14 protein-coding genes are annotated in these 17,707 nt (G+C 64.1%); all 14 read left to right on the top strand.

Annotation, left to right across the window (positions count from 1 at the left end):
- The 14 genes from M1L61_RS17250 to M1L61_RS17185 all read left to right on the top strand — a co-directional run bounded on the left by M1L61_RS17250 (position 1) and on the right by M1L61_RS17185 (position 17,689).
- Positions 1–1,251 (top strand): phage major capsid protein, encoded by a 1,251-nt coding sequence (locus M1L61_RS17250; RefSeq protein WP_121504516.1) that lies wholly within the window; start codon positions 1–3, stop codon positions 1,249–1,251.
- A 61-nt stretch (positions 1,252–1,312) separates the two neighbouring features.
- Entirely contained in the window at positions 1,313–1,783 is a 471-nt protein-coding gene (locus tag M1L61_RS17245) for a hypothetical protein (protein ID WP_248853833.1), read from the top strand.
- Position 1,784: 1 nt separating this feature from the next.
- On the top strand, positions 1,785–2,264 hold the full coding sequence (locus M1L61_RS17240; protein ID WP_248853832.1) for a head-tail connector protein: 480 nt from the start codon (positions 1,785–1,787) through the stop codon (positions 2,262–2,264).
- On the top strand, positions 2,261–2,596 hold the full coding sequence (locus M1L61_RS17235) for a phage head closure protein (RefSeq protein WP_248853831.1): 336 nt from the start codon (positions 2,261–2,263) through the stop codon (positions 2,594–2,596). Before M1L61_RS17240 ends, M1L61_RS17235 begins: the two co-directional genes overlap by 4 nt.
- Positions 2,589–3,092, top strand: coding sequence for an HK97-gp10 family putative phage morphogenesis protein (locus M1L61_RS17230; RefSeq protein ID WP_248853830.1), 504 nt, complete (start codon positions 2,589–2,591; stop codon positions 3,090–3,092). The genes M1L61_RS17235 and M1L61_RS17230 overlap by 8 nt, the downstream gene beginning before the upstream one ends.
- Complete coding sequence (locus M1L61_RS17225) at positions 3,089–3,451, top strand: DUF3168 domain-containing protein (protein ID WP_201118945.1); 363 nt, start codon at positions 3,089–3,091, stop codon at positions 3,449–3,451. Before M1L61_RS17230 ends, M1L61_RS17225 begins: the two co-directional genes overlap by 4 nt.
- 78 nt (positions 3,452–3,529) lie before the next feature.
- A complete protein-coding gene (locus tag M1L61_RS17220) occupies positions 3,530–4,009 on the top strand; it encodes a hypothetical protein (protein ID WP_164222462.1) in 480 nt (159 codons plus the stop codon).
- A 124-nt stretch (positions 4,010–4,133) separates the two neighbouring features.
- On the top strand, positions 4,134–4,508 hold the full coding sequence (locus tag M1L61_RS17215; RefSeq protein WP_248853829.1) for a hypothetical protein: 375 nt from the start codon (positions 4,134–4,136) through the stop codon (positions 4,506–4,508).
- Between the two features lie 77 nt (positions 4,509–4,585).
- Entirely contained in the window at positions 4,586–4,801 is a 216-nt protein-coding gene (locus tag M1L61_RS17210; RefSeq protein WP_099473310.1) for a hypothetical protein, read from the top strand.
- On the top strand, positions 4,798–6,771 hold the full coding sequence (locus M1L61_RS17205) for a hypothetical protein (RefSeq protein ID WP_248853828.1): 1,974 nt from the start codon (positions 4,798–4,800) through the stop codon (positions 6,769–6,771). Before M1L61_RS17210 ends, M1L61_RS17205 begins: the two co-directional genes overlap by 4 nt.
- Positions 6,772–6,994: 223 nt before the next feature.
- Positions 6,995–7,756 (top strand): hypothetical protein, encoded by a 762-nt coding sequence (locus M1L61_RS17200; RefSeq protein WP_248853827.1) that lies wholly within the window; start codon positions 6,995–6,997, stop codon positions 7,754–7,756.
- A gap of 36 nt (positions 7,757–7,792) precedes the next feature.
- Positions 7,793–8,590, top strand: a complete 798-nt coding sequence (locus tag M1L61_RS17195; protein WP_248853826.1) for a hypothetical protein — start codon at positions 7,793–7,795, stop codon at positions 8,588–8,590.
- Between the two features lie 72 nt (positions 8,591–8,662).
- Entirely contained in the window at positions 8,663–13,249 is a 4,587-nt protein-coding gene (locus tag M1L61_RS17190; RefSeq protein WP_248853825.1) for a tape measure protein, read from the top strand.
- Positions 13,250–13,255: 6 nt separating this feature from the next.
- A complete protein-coding gene (locus M1L61_RS17185) occupies positions 13,256–17,689 on the top strand; it encodes a hypothetical protein (RefSeq protein WP_248853824.1) in 4,434 nt (1,477 codons plus the stop codon).
- The last annotated feature ends 18 nt before the right edge of the window (positions 17,690–17,707 follow it).

The following is a 17,707-nucleotide window of genomic DNA, read 5'->3' as shown; positions in this document are numbered from 1 at the left end:
ATGACCAAGATGACCCACGGCCGCGTCCCGCGCGGCCTCGTTTCCGTGCACGCCGATGGAGGCAGCCAGCCTGACGTGAAGGCGCTGGTGGAGTCGCTGAACAAGGCATTCGCCGAGTTCAAGGCCGAGCACACCAAGCAGCTCGAAGAGATCAAGAAGGGCAGCGCCGACGCACTGCAGGCCCTGAAGGTCGACAACATCAACGCCGATATCACCCGGTTGCAAGCCGCGGTCGACCAGGCCAACACCCAGATGGCCGCGTTCCAGATGGGTGGCGGCAGCGCCGGCAGCGGCGTCGCCGATGCTGAGTACACCGATTCCTTCCGTGCCCACTTCCGAAAGGGTGAAGTGCAGGCGGCCCTGAACAAGGGCGCGGCCGATGAAGGTGGATACCTGGCCCCGGTCGAATGGGATCGTTCGATCACCGACCGACTGGTCATCGTGTCGGATATGCGGCAGTTGGCCAACGTGCAGCCCTGCTCCGGTGCGGGCCTGACCAAGCTCTACAACACCGGCGGCACTTCGTCGGGCTGGGTGGGCGAAGAAGATGCCCGCCCGGAGACCGCAACGGCGAAGCTGCGTCCGCTCAGCTTCGGCTGGGGCGAGATCTACGCCAATCCGGCGGCGACCCAGCAGCTGCTGGACGATGCCGAGATTGACCTGGAGGCATGGCTGGCCGGCGAGGTCGAGCTGGAGTTCGCCAAGCAGGAGGGCGATGCTTTCTTCTCCGGCAATGGCGTCAACAAGCCGTTCGGCATCCTGACCTACGTGGACGGTGGCGCCAACGCGGCCAAGCACCCGTTTGGTGCGATCAAGGTGGTGAACAGCGGCGTGGCGGCCGGCATCAACGGTGACAGCATCCTGGACCTGGTCTATGACCTGCCGTCGGCATTCACCGCGGGCGCCAAGTTCGCGCTGAACCGCAAGACCCAGGGTGTGGTGCGCAAGCTGAAGGATGCGCAGGGCAACTACCTGTGGCAGCCGTCGCTGGTGGCCGGCCAGCCGTCGACCCTGGCCGGCTTTGCGGTGCAGGACGTGGCCGCGATCCCGGATGTGGCAGCAAACGCCATCGCCGCGCTGTTCGGCGACTTCAAGCAGACCTACACCGTGTACGACCGCAAGGGCGTGCGCGTGCTGCGCGACCCGTACACCAACAAGCCCTACGTGATGTTCTACACCACCAAGCGCGTGGGCGGCGGTGTGCACAACCCGGAGCCGATGCGTGCCCTCAAGATCGCGGCTTCGGCCTGATCACCCACCCGTCGGGCGGCCTCGCGCCGCCCGGCATTCACCCTGTGATCGAGGAGCCGCAATGGCAAAGTTCATCAAGCCCTTCCGTGGAGTGCCGGAAGGCGAGATCTATCCCGTCCAGTTCGTTGCCGGGGATGACTGCCCGCCCGAGCTGGAGGCCGGCGCACTCTCTGTCGGTGCGCTCAGCCTGATGGCAGACACACCGCCCCCGATCCTGCTGGGATCCAGTGTTCAGCCGGAGAGCTTCGAGATTTCCGACGGCAGTGTCCTGTCGTTGGGCGATGTGGTTGGCCGCGCGCACGTAGCCTCGGGGCTGTCGGTGGAGGACTGGAACGCGCTCGATAGCACCGCACGCGAGGCGCTGATTGCTGATACCGTCGACAAGCTGTCCGGCGAGGACGACAAGGGCCAGGTCGCTGCCGAAGACAAGCCCGCCTTGATGGCGCAGCTGGAAGCCGCAGGTATCCCGTTCGACAAGCGCTGGGGGGCGGAGAAGCTGGCCGCTGCTCTGGTTGAAGGGAAGAAGGACTGATATGCCCGTCGTCTCACTCGCACAAGCCCGCTCGCATGTGCGAGTTGAGGCCGATTACCCCGAGGAACAGCTGCAGGCCGCCATTGCCGGCGCGCAGGATGCAGCGCAGGCATACCTCAACCGTCGGATCTACAAGGACGCCGACGCCTTGGCTCTGGCACGGAGTGGCTATCCAGCCGCAATGAAGGACGCGGCGCTTGCAAAAAGCCAGGCGCTGGGTGACGCGGTGTTCATTGAGGATAGCGACGAGCGCACTGCCGCAATAAGGCTGGCGGTTGTCGCCCATCGCGAGGCGACAGCCGAGGCGGAGGCCTGCGTCCATGGCGTTGTTGTGAATCCAAGCATCTTCTCTGCCATCCTGCTGACGCTCGGTCACCTCTACGCGAACCGCACGGACGTGATCGTGGGAGCCCAGGCGGTCGAGCTACCCAACGGCGCCAAGAGCCTGCTGCGCCCATACCGAAGGGTGATGATGCCATGACGCTTCTAGATGGCGATCTGCAGCACCGCATTCGCTTCGAGCGCAAGACCGATTCGCGCGATCCACTGGGCGGCCCAGGTAAACCGGTGTGGGTCGAGGTTGTGAGCGTGTGGGCCAAGGCCACCAACAATCTTGCGGCAACGACAGAGGCGGTCGCCGCCGGCGCAGATCGCTACCGGGAGCAGGTTCGGTTCGATATCCGGCCGCGTGATGTTGATCCTCAGTGGCGGATCGTGTTCCGTGGTCGCGCCTTCGATATCAAGAGCATCGCGCCCAGCAACGATCGTAGCGAGATCGCGATCATCGCCGTAGCGGGGTTGAGCAATGTCTGAGCAAGTGTCGATTCAGGGCCTGGATGGCCTGTTGCGCTCGCTGCGGGAAGCGCCCAAGGCGATCCAGGGAAGGGCGGTCCAGGCCGGCATGCGCAAGGGCGGCAACGTCATCCGGGACGACGCCAGGCGCCGCGCACTGAAAGCATCGGGGTTCATGGCCTCGCAGATCGTCACCCGCCGGGCCAACTCCAAGAGCCGACAGCGCGCAGGTGTAGGCCAAGGCGGCGAGTACTTCACCGTAGGCGTTAAGACGGGGCGCCGCCGCAAGTACGCCAACACCAAGCGCAATCAACGGCGTGGGCGGACCGGTAAAACCTATGTCGATAGAGGCTGGGCCTACTACTGGCGGTTCATAGAGTTCGGCACCAAGAACATGCGGGCGTCTCCGTTCCTCACGCCAGCAGGCGAGGCCAAGGGCCCGGAAGCGGCTCAAGTGGTCATCGATGAGACCTGGGCGGCGCTGGACAAGCAGCTGAAGAAGGATGGCTGGCGATGATGGTTCCTTTGATCCAATCCCTGCTGGAAGACGATGCGACCGTCCGGCAGCTGCTCGGCGACCCCGTCCGCCTTTTCCTGGGTAGCGCGCCTCAGAACACGCCGCTCCCTTACGCCACGTGGGAGGTGGTCAACGGCTCGCCAACCGCGATGCTGTCCGAGCCGCCGCCGGCTGACGGCTGGCGGGTCCGCATGACCGTATGGGGCGAGGTCCTCACCCAAGCCAACGGCGTTGCCGTCGCCATCCGCGATGTGGTGGAGCGCGTGGGCAGCATCGAGTCGTACAACCCGACGCCCGACAGCGACGGCACGGATGCGATAGGCATTTCGTTCGACGTGCGGCTCCTGCAGCTGCGCTGATCCACACAACGGCAACCCACCGGCCCCGCAAGGGGCCTTTTTCATGCCCGGCGACGGGCACAACGCAAGGAAACCCCTATGGGACAGGTAATCAAGTCGAAGCACTCCCAGTTGTTCGTCGCCACCGGTGCGGCTGAGGTCACCAAGGTGACCCGCCTGCGCTCGGTTGGCTTCCCCGATGGCCAGGCGTCGGAGATCGATATCTCCGACTACGACGACGACTGGGACCAGTTCGTCGCCGGGCGCAAGCAGACCGGCAGCACCAGCATCGAGATCATCTACGACAGCGAAGATCACGAGAAGCTGGAAGATCTCCACAAGACCGGCGCTGTCGTGAACTGGCTGGTGACCGCGCCGAAGTCGGAAACTGAAGGAGCGGCAAAGCCGGTCGCGGTCGCCGGGAAGATCACCCCGCCCACTGACGTGCTGTCCAAGCAGTTCGACGGCTTCGTCCAGAACTTCGCGGTGACCAGCCAGGACAACGACGTCTGGAAGGCCACGATCACCATCCGCGGCTCCGGCGCAGTCACTACCCACCGGCCTTCGGTGGGCGGCTGACCGTCGCAACGGCGCTCTCTCTCGGCCCGCTTCGGCGGGCCTTCTCTTTGGCAGGGCGCGCGGATCCTCTGCGTGTTAGCCGTGCGCGGCCCGCGCGCCCTGTCGCCATTCAAGGAAACGGCCAATGAGCAAGACCAGCGAAACCACCGATACCCAGCCGCAGCAGCCCGTGAGCATCCTGCAGTCGTTCACTGACCTGGGCATGTTCGCGTCCAAGGACGTGCATGCCGACACGATCACCCTGCCGAACGGTGACAAAGCACAGTTCCACGTGCGCGAGCTGCCCGATGCGGAGTTCCGCAAGCTGTGGGGCGAAGGCGACCGCGCCAAGCTGATCGCGGCGACCATCTGCGACGAGGACGGCAAGCCGGTCATGAACGTGACGCAGGCCGCCCAGCTCAAGCCGCTGGTGGCTGCTGAGCTGCAGCGCGTGGCCATGAAGCACTCCGGGTTCGGCGACGACGCCGCCCAAGCGCAGGCCGACGCGGGAAACGGCTAAGGCAGCGTGGCGATGACTGGTTCTGGAAGGTCCTCGCCGGTCACCTGCACCGTCCGGATTCGGAGTTGCGGGCCACCATGTCGCGCCGCGAGTTCCTGGAGTGGTGGGAGTTTCACAAGCGGAACCCCATCGACCCCGTGAGCCTGCACATCAAGCCCGCTGCCTTCGTCGCGTACATCACCGCCTCGCACAGCCAGGGCGGGACCAAACGCTCCTTTCAGCACTACCTCGACGCTCTCGTGCCGCGGTCCGATGAGGACGAGGCGCAGGACTGGTTCGACGGACTGGGATGACCATGACCGACACATTCGGGCGGTTCGCCGCCACACCCATTGGCCCGGTACTCGCTGCGCGAGATGGTGGGCTCACCCTGGCCACAACCGGTGCCACAACGCTGGCCAGCCACGCGCGTTCCGATTTCAGCCTTGATGCCGGGACGGTGGGCGTGGAGTTTGCCGTGTGGGGTGATGACGCCGTTGCAGCACTCGTAGGATTCGCCACCGGTCCAGCAGCGCTGAACAAGGCGCTGGGTGCAGACCTGACCAGTATCGGTTGGGACCTCGCCGCCGGGCGACTGCTGCAGGCGGGTGGTGCGATCGCGACTGGCCTTCCGACAGTGACCCATGGCGATATTGTCGGGCTGCAGGTGGTGTTCTCGACTCCTCGCCAGCTGCGGCTCTACCTCAACGGCGCGCAGATCCTGGTGCGTGAGCTGCAACTGTCCGGTCCGCTGTTCTTCGCCGCGTCGCTGGGCGCTTCGAAGGCGGGTGGTCTCTGTCTGGCTGTCAACGCCGGGCAGTGGGGGCCGCGAAGCGAGGCGGCGGCCGCTGGCTGGCGGTTGCCCACTGCATCCGTCAGCCCGACCCGGCTGGCCGACGTGGACTGGCTGTCCGCGCCCGGCGACAGCCCGGCCAATGCCCGTTACGAGGGATTGGTGGCCGAGGGCGTCAACCTGATCCAGGAGCTGGCGTTCTGGCCGTGGGGCGGTGATCCGGTGTCCCAGGCAGCGGCCGCCGAGTGCGTCGTGGTAGATGCGGATGGTCTGCTGGACGGCATGGCTGGCACTGGTGCCTCTGGCAGTTCGGTGCAGATCCTCCTGGCCCCCGAGAGCGGGATGCGGGCCGACGCGGTCCCGGCTTTCCGATGCGCGATCGAGCAGATCGAGATCAACGACGACGGCACCAAGACGCTGCACCTGCGCGATGCGCACGACTACCTGGACGAGACGATCAACCGGGGTGTGTTCCTGCCGAATGTCGCGTCACTGGCATGGAAACCACAGCCGGTGGTGATCGGCGCGGTGGCCAGCATCCCGGCCATGGGCGCCAATTCGGACGCAACATCGATGTTCGTCGCTGACAGCCGGGTCTACGTCAATGCGGTGATGGACCGCGGCGAATTGATGGAGATCAACACCTACAACGAGGCCCCGGACGGGCAACAGCTGCTGCTGAAGTCGCCACCGGTGACGCCGGTCGTGGTTGACGCCTCCAGCATCGGCGCGGGCATGATGCCGGCACGGCTGGAGCAGGCGGTGGGTGATGTGATGGCCCGGTTGGGCCGAGCGGCGTGGTCGGCCAGCGACTGCGCGGTGATCGACCAAGCCACGGGCTACATGGGGATCGGCTACTACGCGGGCACAGCCATCACCGGCCGCGCGGCACTGAATTCGCTCCTGCCCAGCTACGGCGCCGGCTGCTATCAGGATCCTGCTGGCGTGTTGCGCTTTGTCCGCGTGACCGCGCCCGAGGCCCATGCCGGTGCGTTCGCCTTCGACCTGTCGGAGGATGATCTGGCGGCTGATCTGGTCATGGTGCCCGATGACGCTCCCAACCTGACCCGACGCATGGCCTACCGACCCAACGGCCAGGCGCTGGGCGCATCGGACCTGGTCACCGACGTTGTCGACGTGCCCCAGTCCCGACGCGACGAACTGACCGGCCTCTACCGGGGGCAGGTGTATGGTGCTGGTCCGCTGCACGCCCACTACCAGCGGGCAGAGGCTGCCGACCCGGTCATCTCGTTGTTCTGGCACGCGGCCGATGCGCAGCAGGAAATTGAGCGCGTCCTGAGCATGTACCAGGTGCAGCGCCACTTCTACCAGCTCGCCGTCCGTGGTGATCAGGAACTGGCGCCGCTTCCCGGGCAGATCGGCCGGCTTACCTACGGTCGATACGGCCTCGAGGACGGCAAGCCGGTGCTGGTGCGTCGGGTAGAGCGCAACCCTGCCACAGGGGACGTGGTGCTGACGGTGTGGGGCTAGGTATGCGAGACGTTCGCCAATTCGATGTAGTGGTCGCGAAGTTCCAACCGCGGCGCCAAGACGACTTGGTGCCTGGGGCATCGGACCTCATCGGTCAGCCGTCCAAGTGGAAAGCGTGCTGGTTGATCGAGGACGGAGAGTATGCCGGCGAGTGGGCGATGACGATGCTTCCCGCTACCGGGCAGTTCAGCCCGTTTGCATGGGTGCCCTCGGGAGATCTTGAATGTTGATCGGATATGGCATGCCGGCCGTTGCGACGGTCACCCTCACGGGCGCCACGTGGCTCAGTGCTGACCAGGGCTCGGCACTCTTCGATGGCAAGCCTGGCAGGGCCTCTCGGATCCGGCGCACAAGCTCGCTGGCGATTACGATCACCTTGGCCGATGCTGTCGTCCCGGGGATCATCGCGATTCTCGGCCTCAACATTCCGCCGGGCGTGCAGGTCAGCGCTGCCGGCGCGACCGGGACCACTGTGCGTTTGCCGGACGGCAGCGTCTGCGCTTGGCTGTTCCCTCAGGCCTCCGCCCTGGTCTCGGTGGTGTCCGTGGAGATCGCCACCACCGCCACCAACGTGGACGTGGGCGAGATTGCGATCTTCCGGGCGGTGGACGTTGGCATCAGGGACGGCTGGGCCGTGGCCACTATCGACTCCAGCGTTCATGCCCGGACCAAGGGCGGCCAGGTCAATACGGTTCCCGGGGCGCTGTACCGTCGCCTGAACTGCACGCTGTCGGGCCGATCCACGCCGGTTGTGCGCGGCAACGGTCTCGGCGGCATGGATTGGGAGACGATCGGGGCCGCACTCTCGGGCCGGCGGCGCTCCTGCGTGGTGCCCCAGTACCGGGATATGGTCACGAAGGCATTCGATCCTGCACTGGCGGCGCGGTCCGCTCTCTATGGCTTTCCGACCCAGCTACCCAGTGCCGAGAACATCAGCCGGCAATACTTCTCGGGATACATGGAGTTTGAAGAAGTACCAGCATGATGCTGGAATGGCCGCACCTTCCATCAAGGACGATCTATGAAAAAGAACTCCCTATGCTTGCTCCTCACTTGTGCGCTCGGGCTAGCGACCCCTCTAGCAGCTCAAGAGAACCCACTACAGCCTGTTTGGGAGCGTGCTTCGAAAGAACGCGAAAGTCCTGCCCCCTACACAGGGAAGTACTGCGACTACTCGCAGTTCAGCGGCTTGGAATTCACATTCTCCCGCGACGAGGTCTATCGAAAGTACGGATTCCAGCACTTTTCAAAGACTGTAGATGGGTTTGAGAGTCTTCCCTTTGATGAGTACGCGGGGAAGAGGGGGAAGATCGGCCGGGAGGCTGGCGCTTATGCCAGGGAGGTTCTCGTTGAGGACTGCTCCTCCGCATATTTGCGTAACGCGAGCGATATTGACGCGGAGGACGCGATGGCATTCGGCATCGAGTTCGCTGTGGCTCCGGCCACTGCTTGGGTCGTCACAAATGAAACTGATCGAATGACGGATGCGAAGTCCTGCCATGTGACTCCACAGACCGATCGGTTGCCATATCCGATGTTCTTCTATCACTCGAAAGAAGGGTTTTCAGTGACTGTTGTCGGCGGTGACTTCCCCGGTAAGAGCACAACGTTTCGTGTGGACAAGAATCGTGCAGTTTCTGAGGTCGATGGCCTAAGCGGTCAAAGGGCTCAGGCACTTGTGGCACAGATCCGGTCGGGCGGGAGGCGTCTACTTGTTGGTGCATATCAATGGCCCTATGAGTCGGAAGTAATCCGAGAGTTCAATCTTTCAGGCTTGGTCGAGAAGCTGAATATCTGTAAGTCAGCGGTCACCCGCTAGCGCGTTCAGCGACGGACCAACGCATGTTCATCGAAAGCCCGCTTTGAGCGGGCTTTTTTTATTGAGGAAGCCATGAGCCTATATACCCTCACCGTCGATCTACTGCTCAAGTCCGGCTCTTTCGAGCGGGACAGCGGCAAAGCGGCCCGAGTAGTGCAGCGGGACATGTCGAGCATTCAGTCGGCGATGTCTGAGGCTGCACGACGTGGTGCCGATGACGTGGCGGCAGGGTTCCGTCGCGTGACGCTTGAGGCGGTCGGGATGGGCTCGGCTCTGGCGGCAGTCAAGGCGACAATCGGCCGGGCTGACGAATGGACCGGGATGAGCAACCGCATTCGCCTGGTCACCGCCTCACAGGCCGAGTTTGTTGCGGCCCAGCAGGATGTGGTCCGGATCGCCAAAGCGACATATCAGCCGTTGGACGCCACCGCGAGTCTCTATCAAAACCTGGCAATGGTTCAGGATCGGCTCGGCGTAACGGGCGCGCAGACAGCGCGGATCGTGGAGACGGTGAACAAGACGATTGCCATGTCGGGTAGTAGCGCAGCTGCGTCGGAGGGCGCGCTTACTCAGTTTGGCCAGGCCCTGGCGGCAGGTACGTTGCGCGCCGAAGAGTTCAACTCGATGGTCGATGGCGCATCCAAGCTGGTGCAGACCATTGAAGACGGAATGGGCATTGCCCGCGGCAGTCTCCGCAAGTTCGTGGTGGATGGCGGTGTCGCAGCCGATCAGATCGTCAACGCTCTGCTGAAAATGTCTGACGGCGTTGATGACTCGTTTGGGAAGATGCAAGTCCGTGTCTCGCAGTCGATCACCAACCTAAATACCAACCTGACAGAGATGATCGGCAGGGCAGATGAGGCAACGGGGGCTTCCCAAGCGCTTTCTGCGGGCATTGGGGCGCTTGCCAACAACTTGGAAATGGTAGCGGTTGCTGGTGCTGCCGTGGCTTCTGGCCCACTACTGAAGGCCCTACTGGCGCGGGTGGCTGCAGCTAACGCTGGAATGGCAGCAGATCGGGCCGCAGCCGCGCAGAACGTCGCCGCGGCCCAGCAGCTGGAACTGCGGACCCGGGCCGCAATGCTTGATGCTCAGGCGGAAGTCGGGCGTGCTGCTGCTATCGGCGGTAGTGTGTCCGTTAGCTCCAAGGCCGCAGCGGCGACCCTGGAACATCGGCAAGCCGTCATCCTGCTTGCACAGGCCCAAGGGCAGGCCGCTGCCGCGAATGCCGGATGGGTTGCTCGTGCGGGTGCATCGACGCTCGCCATGCTGGGTGGTCCAGCCGGCATCATCACCATGCTGGCCACAGCGGCCGCCGGTTGGTTGATCTTCCGCGACAACACCAAGACCGCATCGGCTGCTTTGGTCGACTTTAGCGGCGCGGCCGATACGGCCATTGAGAAGTTCAAGTCCCTCAATGCCGAGATGCAGGCAGGTGAGATCCTTCGGCTGCAGAAGGAAATGTCCAAGGGCTATGACGAGCTAAACGCTGCCGTGAATCAGATGGTGGCGGTCTCTAGTACGGAGATTGGCGGGCCGCGCTTCAAGCTCTACGTCCAAGAAGTTGGGCAGCTTCGAGCAGAGTTTCAGGCAGGCAAGATAACTGCGGATCAGTTCAGTGCCTCACTTGCTGCTGCAAATACGCAGCTTCTTGATGGCGCTCCGGCTGCCAAGCGCATCACCGACAAGTTCACTGAACAGACGGCGTCGGCTGCATCTCTGGCTCAAAGGTATGAACAGCAAAACCGTCTGTTGACGGCATTCACAGGAGCTACAAACCAAGCCTCGACTGCGACTGACAGCCTGTCGGGCTCGTTCAATGCCTTGGGGGATTCGGCAGGAGCTGCAGGTAAGCGCATCGCGTCGGCGATGCAGTCGCTGCCTGGCCAGCTGGCGCGCGTCGGCAAGAGCGCGGCAGAGGTGGCAAAGCTGGACGTGGGCGACTGGTTCAAGGAGGCCCAAGCCAACGGCGTCGACTTCTCCAAGCGCGACGACCCGAAGGTCAAGCAGTACCTTGAACAGGGCGCCCAGTACATCCGGCTGCAGACCGAGCTGGCCGCGGCGCAGAAGAACTTCACCGAATCGCGCAAGGCTTCGTCGGCCGCAGAGCGTGCGGGCGCGAAGGACCGCAAAGCCGACGCGGAGGCAATCAAGCGCTACGGCGAGCAGGCGGCGATGGCTGCCGCGACCATGGCCGGCCCGCTGGCTGAGGCCACCGAGCGCCAGAAGCAGCTCGAGGACAAGCTGAAGGAAGCGCTCAAGGAAGGGCGCATCGAGCGTGCCGCGTACAACACGCTCGTGCTGGAGTCGCAGAAGGCGTTGGAGCAGTCCAGCGCTGAGATCAAGAAGGCCCTGGCCAGTCCGGAATCGCTGCTGGCGACCATGGACGCCGAGGTGGCCATGCTCGGCAAGGTCGGGCGTGCGCGAGAGCTGTCGCGCCGGCAGATGATGAACGAGCGCGACATGCGGCAGGAGCTGCAGAGGGCCGTGGAGGCGGCAGGCAGCAAGGAGGAGCTGGCCAGGAGGAAGGGCGTTGCCTCATATGAGGCGTATGAGCAGTCTATGCTTGCTGCGGCTCGCGCCTCGGCCGATCTGTCGCTGCGGGTGGAAGAGGCTGCAGCGAACGTAGAGGCATGGGCCAACGTGCTGGTGTACGGCGTCGGCGATGCCGCAGACGCCATGGCGGACTTCGTTGCGGGCGGCATGCGCGACTTCGACAACCTGTGGGACGACCTGAAGGACGCCGCCAAGCGCGGCCTGCGCGATCTCGCTCGCGAGTTCCTGCAGCAGAAGCTGGTGATCCCGATCCAGACACAGATCCTCAACGGGATGAGCGGTCAAGGCGGTGGGCTGAACCTGCAGAGCTTGATGGGGTTGTTCGGCGGCAACGGCTCGGCGGCCGGCGGGCAGAACCTGAGCACGGTGGCCGGCCTGCTCTCCAAGGGGCAGGGTCTGTTCGGCTTCGGTCGCTCGGCCGGTGCCGCGGCGGGCACCCTTACCGGCTTCGGCGACGTGACCAGCATGGCCGGGATGACCGGTTCCAGCTTCTCGAGCCTGATCGGTGGTGGCAGTGCCGGCGCTGGTGCTGGTGCAGGAGCTGGTGCGGCCGGCTCGGCGGCAGCGGCGGTGCCGATCATCGGCTGGATCGTGGCCGGCATGATGAAGAACGCCCAGCTGTTCGATCAAGGCTGGAACATCGCCAATGGGGAGAGCTGGGCCGGAAAGATCGCAACCGCTGGGGCTGTCGGCTTGGCCGACAAGGGGTTCCGTGCCCTTGGCTTCAACGACAAGGTCGCTTCGATCCTGTCTGGCTCCAGCATCCACGCCAAGCTGTTCGGTCGACAGGCGCCTAAGGTCACAGGCCAAGGCATCACCGGCAGCTACGGCTTCGGCGGGTTCGACGGCCAGAGCTATGCGGATATCAAGGCCAAGGGCGGCCTGTTCCGCAGCGACAAGAAGTGGACGCAGTTCGGCGCGCTGGATCCTGGCATCGATCGCACGTTCGATATGGCCGCGCGCCAGGTGCGTGGTGCGGCTACCGATCTTGCCAAGCAGTTGGGTGTGGACCTGACGCAGAAGCTCGGCAGCGTGCGAGTAGAACTGGGCAAGCTCCAGTTGTCTGCGGACTCCACCGAGGCCAAGGCGCAGCTGGAGGCCTACCTCAGCGACATGACCAATCGGTTGTATACCGAGGCGGTCAAGGCGGCGGGGTTCGGTCGCCAGCTCGACGGCTACTTCGAGTCGGCGGACGTGTTCACCGCGCTCAGTGCATCGATCGCGCTGGCCGTGGGCAATGCCGATGAGCTGGGCCGAGCACTCAACGGGCTGGAAGTCGACAAGGTCAACAAGGCGGTTGACTACTTCCAGGACCTGGCCGGCGTCGCCGGCACGGACTTGGCGACCCAGGTGCAGAAGGTGACGGGGCTGCTCGGCAACTACGCCAGCCTCATGGCCGACGTGAGCACCCAGCTGATGACGGCCAACCTGACGCAGTACCAGTCGCAGGCGCTGTCGATCGAGCGCACGTATCGCCAGCAGGTGAAGTCGGCCAATGACTACGCCAAGGCGCTTGGCTTGTCCGGCGCCCGCGCGGAGGACCTGGCCAAGATCGAGGCGCTGCGTGCCACCAACATGGGCAAGCTGCAGGCGCAGATCGACAAGGACAAGAAGGCCATGCAGTACGGCCTGTCGATCAGCGATCTTTCGCCGCTGACGGACCAGGAGAAGCTGGGCGAGGCGATGAAGGAGCTGGAGCGGGCGGTGTCCGGTGGCGACACCAGCGCCGCACAGGCGGCCGCTCAGGCCGCGCTGGGCTTTGGTCGGAACCTCTACGCCAGCGGGCAGGACTACAACAGCCTGTACGGCCGCGTGACGGGCCTGATCGATGGCATGAAGGTCGGCGACCTCAATCAGCAGGACGGCACCAGCATGGGGGCGCTGGCAGACGCCATCGAGGCGCTGCCGGACAACTTCAGCCGGGCCGTGTTCGACCTGGTCGTGAACAACGACGCTCAGACGCAAACCACTGCCGCAGTACAGCAGAGCAACGCTCTGCTCGCCGAGCAGAACCAGCTGCTCCGCCAACTCGTGTCTACCACTACCCAGGGCGTACGCAACGCCAGCAGTTCAGCGCTGCGCGAAGCACTCAACGCGAGGTAATCAGCAATGCAAGCAAGGAAACTCACGCTGGTGGAAATCGGCGTGGGCGGGCTGCCGTCCGCGTCTCCGGTGGCACCGCGCTTTTCCACGTGGTTCCCGGTGCCCTTCAAGGCACCGGACGTGCCGCCGGCGAACGGGGTTACCCCTACGCCGGTGGCCGACGGCGTCGTGCTCGAATGGGACGCCGTCAATCTGGAGGGCGTGGTCTACGTCATCTCGCGCAGCGAGAGCCAGAACGGCCCCTGGACGGAAATCCATCGCACCACCGAGACGCGGTACGTCTATAGCGACGGCAGCGGCAAGACGTGGTGGTTCCAGATCACCCCGACCGTGCGCGGCAAGACAGGCACCGGAACCGTGGTGGGTGTTGTCCCGCCCACGACCTCCAAGGACTTGGCCGAGCAGCAGGCCAAGCTGGCGGCGGAGATCAGCGCCCGGATCCAGGCGATCGCAGACGAGGCGGCGGCACGCGCTGCCGGGCTGGCGCAGGCTGCACAGGACCTGGTCGCCGAGGCACTGCTGCGGCAGCAGGGCGTGACCGAGGCCCTGCAGGCGGTCAGTGCGGAGGCCCAGGCGCGAATCGATGCGCTCCTGAATGAGAAGCTGGAGCGCGAGGCAGCGATCAGCCATGAGCAGCAACTGCGGCAGAGCGCCGATGAATCGTTGGCGCGCGCGGTATCGGAGGTCGCTGCCGGCAGCGGGACGCAGTTCGACAGCATCAAGCTCTGGCCGTTCAATCAGAACATTGAAGGGTGGACGGGCAACGGCGCGCCGACGCTCGTAGATGGCTGGCTGCGGCCCGCCAACCATGCCACCGCACCGTGGGTGCAGTCGCCGGTGGCCTTGGCCGTAGACGGCAGCGCATACCGCTTCGTGAAGCTGCGTGTGAAGCGCGTTGGCTCGCCGACGTGGAACGGATTCCTCCAGTGGATCACCGCCACGGACCAGGCATGGAACACGCAGAAGCGTGTGGCGATCCCGGAACCGGCGTGGGACGTGAACGGCGTGGCCACGGTCGACGTGCAGGACATTGCCTGGTGGCCGGCCACGGTCGATGCGATTCGCCTGCAGCTGGGGGCGGCGCAGACCGTCGCCAACTACTACCTGATCGACTACATCGCCGTCGGGCGCCCGCAGCCGGGTGCGTCGGTGGCGCTGGTGCAGGAGGAAACCCAAGCCCGCATCACCGCTGACGCCGCCGAGGCCGCCCAGCGCACCACGTTGGCCGTGCAGATGCGTGGGAACTACACCGGAACGGATCCGCTGCAGCTGACAGCTGGCCTGGCCTACGAGGAACTGAAAGCCCGAGTGGCTGCCGACTCGGCGCAGGTGCAGCGCATCAGCACGATGGAGGCCCGCATGCCGGCCGGTGCCGGTTCGCTGGCAACCGCGGCATCGGTGACGGCGCTGCAGGAGGCTACCGCCACCACCACCAACGCCTTGGCGCAGTCGATCACGACGATCAACGCCACGTTGCCGTCGATGATTTCGCAGGGAAGCAACCTGGTCGTGAACGGTGGCTGGCAGGCTGGCCGTGATGTGGGCTGGTCCTACAGCAGTCCGACCATGTTGGTTGCTGCAACGGAAGGTCGTGCAGGAGGTGCAGCGTTCCGTGCAGACGGTGTAAACGGCGTGCGCACTGCTATAGCAAACGGGATTCTGCCGGGCGGCCGGGACATGGAAGCAAAGCCTGGCAAGAAGTATCGCTATGGCTGCTGGTACAGAACCACTACTGATTTCAACGGCACGCCTGACAACAGCAAGTTGCGGCTGGGTACGCAGACGGCGGCACTTGTTGGCGGTGCAACGCCATTCTTGCCGGGGAAGAGCGAATGGACCTACCTGGGAGCGGTCTATACCGTTGCGGAGAACACGTCCATCACGGCGTTGCAGCTGTCGCTCACCATGAACCACACGGCTGGTACGTTGTGGGTCGACGATGTTGCATTTGAGGAGGTGACTGAGCTGCTGGCGAACGCACAAGCGATCTCGGACCTCAGCACCAGCGTGACGCAGTTGGGTAATACGGTCACGTCGCAGGCCGAGCAGCTGACGGCGCTTCGCAGCGACCTGACCGGCGTTTCCGGAAGGACCGACGCCAACGCATCTGCCCTGCAGAACCTCACGACCCGTGTGACGACGGCAGAGGACAAGATCGATTCGACCTCGACCAGTGTCACCAAGCTGCAGTCGGAGATGAAAGCCAGTTTGGCCGGTGGCGGTGGGATGTTCCCGTCGGGGACGTTTGAGCAGTTCGCGGATGGCCAGGTGCTGTCCCAGGCTTATGGCACGACGTTCACCGTCAACCCGTCGGCAAAGCGCAATGGAAATCGTGGCCTGTTGATTCAGGTGGCGTCTGACGCACGCCCTGATCTAAATGCCGATTGCTATCCGGTCACCGAGTTCATTCCCCTCGTCGGAGTTCGACGCCTGTACGTCGAGGCGTGGGCGGCACTTTCCTCTGGTAGCGCTGAGATTCCGGTCGACAACAAGAGCAATCTGCGCATTGGAGTTCAGACCTCTGCTGCAGGTGCTGGCGGTACGAGCAATGTTTGGACGACTGTTAATTGGGGTGTCGCCAGCCTGTCGAAAACCTCGTGGACGAAGGTGAGCGGGTACGTGACGACCAACGCGTCTGCGGCACAGGGGCGGTTGTTCGTTTCTCTGCCTGGTCACGCGACCGACCCCAAGTCCCAACGCGTGATCGGGTCGATTCTGCTGCTGGATGACATTGTCATCACCGATGTAACTGAGGCCTATGGTGCACAGCAATCTTCGGAGGCGAACGCGCAAGCCATCACCGGGCTGGCCTCCAGGGTAACGAGCGCCGAGAACACCTTGGCCAGCACAGCAAGCCAGGTCACCGATCTAAATACCACCATCACCACCACGTTCAACCGCGGCGACAACATCAACACCAATTCCGGTTTCGATGGCGGCATGGCCCCGTTCGTGAAGACGAACACGGGCGCTACCGGTGGTGACATTGTGTGGTCCAACGGTGCGGGGCAGATCGGCTCGGCGGTAGACGTGACCGTGGTACAGAACGCGACCCAGTCGCCAGGTCTGTTCGCCAACGGTAATCGCTGGTCGGGTATGAAGGCGGGCACCGGCCGCCGCATGCGCACCGTCGTTGTTGCTCGGGCAATCTCGGGCACTGCGTCGATCACGGCTCGCTGCCGTGTGCGTACGGGTGGGGTGGCTGGTGAGGGCAATAATGACCAGACAACCCCGAACCTGACCACGGAGTGGCAGCGGTTCCAGCTAGAGCACCCCGTCGGTGACGATCGTACGGAAGTCCTGTCCCACGTGTGGGTGACGAACCGTGCAGGGTCTACGGGCCCGGCCCGAGTCCTGATTGACCGGATCGAGTTCTACGACATTACCAACGAGGTCAAGATCACCGCCAATGCTGCTGCAACGGCAGGCCTCAACACGGAGGTGAACCAGCAGGGCAGCAAGCTGGACGCGACTGCGCAGGACCTGGTGAGCCTGAAGACGCAGGTGGGGGACGTGTCGGCCAGCGGCTTCAACGAGCTGAAGACGCAGGTCACGCAGCAGGGGCAGACGCAGTCGGCGCAGGCCCAGCAGATCTCGGGCATCCAGACGTCGCTTGGTGGCAAGGCGGACGCCGAGGTTGTTGTGGCCATGCAGGCGCAGGTGAAGAACCAGGGAGGCGGCGGGAATTTGCTTGGGAACTCGCAGTTCCCGAACTGGAGCGCTGCCGGGTGGAGCTGGTCGAGCCCGGATGGCTGGCCGGCACTCGGTAGTTCCGGAAATCTGGCCTTTGTGCCAGCCGGCATGCGCACGTCCCTGTGGGCTCAGCGTGCTGGCGCCTACCCGCAAGGCGGAGGCGGATGGATCCAATCTGAGTACTCAGTGCCCGTGGACACGCGGACGACCTACTGCCTGTCTGCCTACATGAACCCTCATCGCTGTCGTATGCGGATGGGCATTTTGTTCTATCGGGCCAACGACTCGATCGCAGGCGAGGCCTATACGCCTTTCGCCTCAAACGTGAGTCTGGGGCGGGTCGATATAAAGCAGTACCCGCGGCCTTTCGTCATGGTGAAGCCACCTGCTGATGCGGTGCGTGCTCGGGTAGTTGTTCACATCGAGGGCAATGGTGGTTCAGACCCAGCGTTTTTCCTCTACATGCCGATGTTGTGTCAGGTTGCCGAAGGGGCGACTCAGCCGCCTCAGTACTCGGCGAGCGGTATGGAGGCGATGGCGCAATGGGGCGTCAGTGTGCGTGCCGACAAGAAGATCGGTGGTGTGCAGCTCTCAGCGACGGGTGAGATATCTGCCTTTGATGTTCTGGCGGACGTATTCCGTGTGTCCTCGCCATCGGGTGGACAGCGAACGGAGTACAGCGACGGGAACTGGCGCACCTACTACCCGAACGGGCAGCTCGCCACTCGCATGGGTTGGTGGCAATAGAAAACGGCGGGGGCGCAA

This window comes from Stenotrophomonas sp. NY11291 (assembly GCF_023277365.1).
Taxonomy (GTDB): domain Bacteria; phylum Pseudomonadota; class Gammaproteobacteria; order Xanthomonadales; family Xanthomonadaceae; genus Stenotrophomonas; species Stenotrophomonas geniculata.
This window is presented reverse-complemented; position numbering and strand designations above follow the sequence as displayed.

Coding starts and splice junctions, on each gene's coding strand:
- M1L61_RS17250 (WP_121504516.1), top strand. CDS start 1: ATGACCAAGATGACCCACGGCCGCGTCCCGCGCGGCCTCGTTTCCGTG.
- M1L61_RS17245 (WP_248853833.1), top strand. CDS start 1,313: ATGGCAAAGTTCATCAAGCCCTTCCGTGGAGTGCCGGAAGGCGAGATC.
- M1L61_RS17240 (WP_248853832.1), top strand. CDS start 1,785: ATGCCCGTCGTCTCACTCGCACAAGCCCGCTCGCATGTGCGAGTTGAG.
- M1L61_RS17235 (WP_248853831.1), top strand. CDS start 2,261: ATGACGCTTCTAGATGGCGATCTGCAGCACCGCATTCGCTTCGAGCGC.
- M1L61_RS17230 (WP_248853830.1), top strand. CDS start 2,589: ATGTCTGAGCAAGTGTCGATTCAGGGCCTGGATGGCCTGTTGCGCTCG.
- M1L61_RS17225 (WP_201118945.1), top strand. CDS start 3,089: ATGATGGTTCCTTTGATCCAATCCCTGCTGGAAGACGATGCGACCGTC.
- M1L61_RS17220 (WP_164222462.1), top strand. CDS start 3,530: ATGGGACAGGTAATCAAGTCGAAGCACTCCCAGTTGTTCGTCGCCACC.
- M1L61_RS17215 (WP_248853829.1), top strand. CDS start 4,134: ATGAGCAAGACCAGCGAAACCACCGATACCCAGCCGCAGCAGCCCGTG.
- M1L61_RS17210 (WP_099473310.1), top strand. CDS start 4,586: ATGTCGCGCCGCGAGTTCCTGGAGTGGTGGGAGTTTCACAAGCGGAAC.
- M1L61_RS17205 (WP_248853828.1), top strand. CDS start 4,798: ATGACCATGACCGACACATTCGGGCGGTTCGCCGCCACACCCATTGGC.
- M1L61_RS17200 (WP_248853827.1), top strand. CDS start 6,995: ATGTTGATCGGATATGGCATGCCGGCCGTTGCGACGGTCACCCTCACG.
- M1L61_RS17195 (WP_248853826.1), top strand. CDS start 7,793: ATGAAAAAGAACTCCCTATGCTTGCTCCTCACTTGTGCGCTCGGGCTA.
- M1L61_RS17190 (WP_248853825.1), top strand. CDS start 8,663: ATGAGCCTATATACCCTCACCGTCGATCTACTGCTCAAGTCCGGCTCT.
- M1L61_RS17185 (WP_248853824.1), top strand. CDS start 13,256: ATGCAAGCAAGGAAACTCACGCTGGTGGAAATCGGCGTGGGCGGGCTG.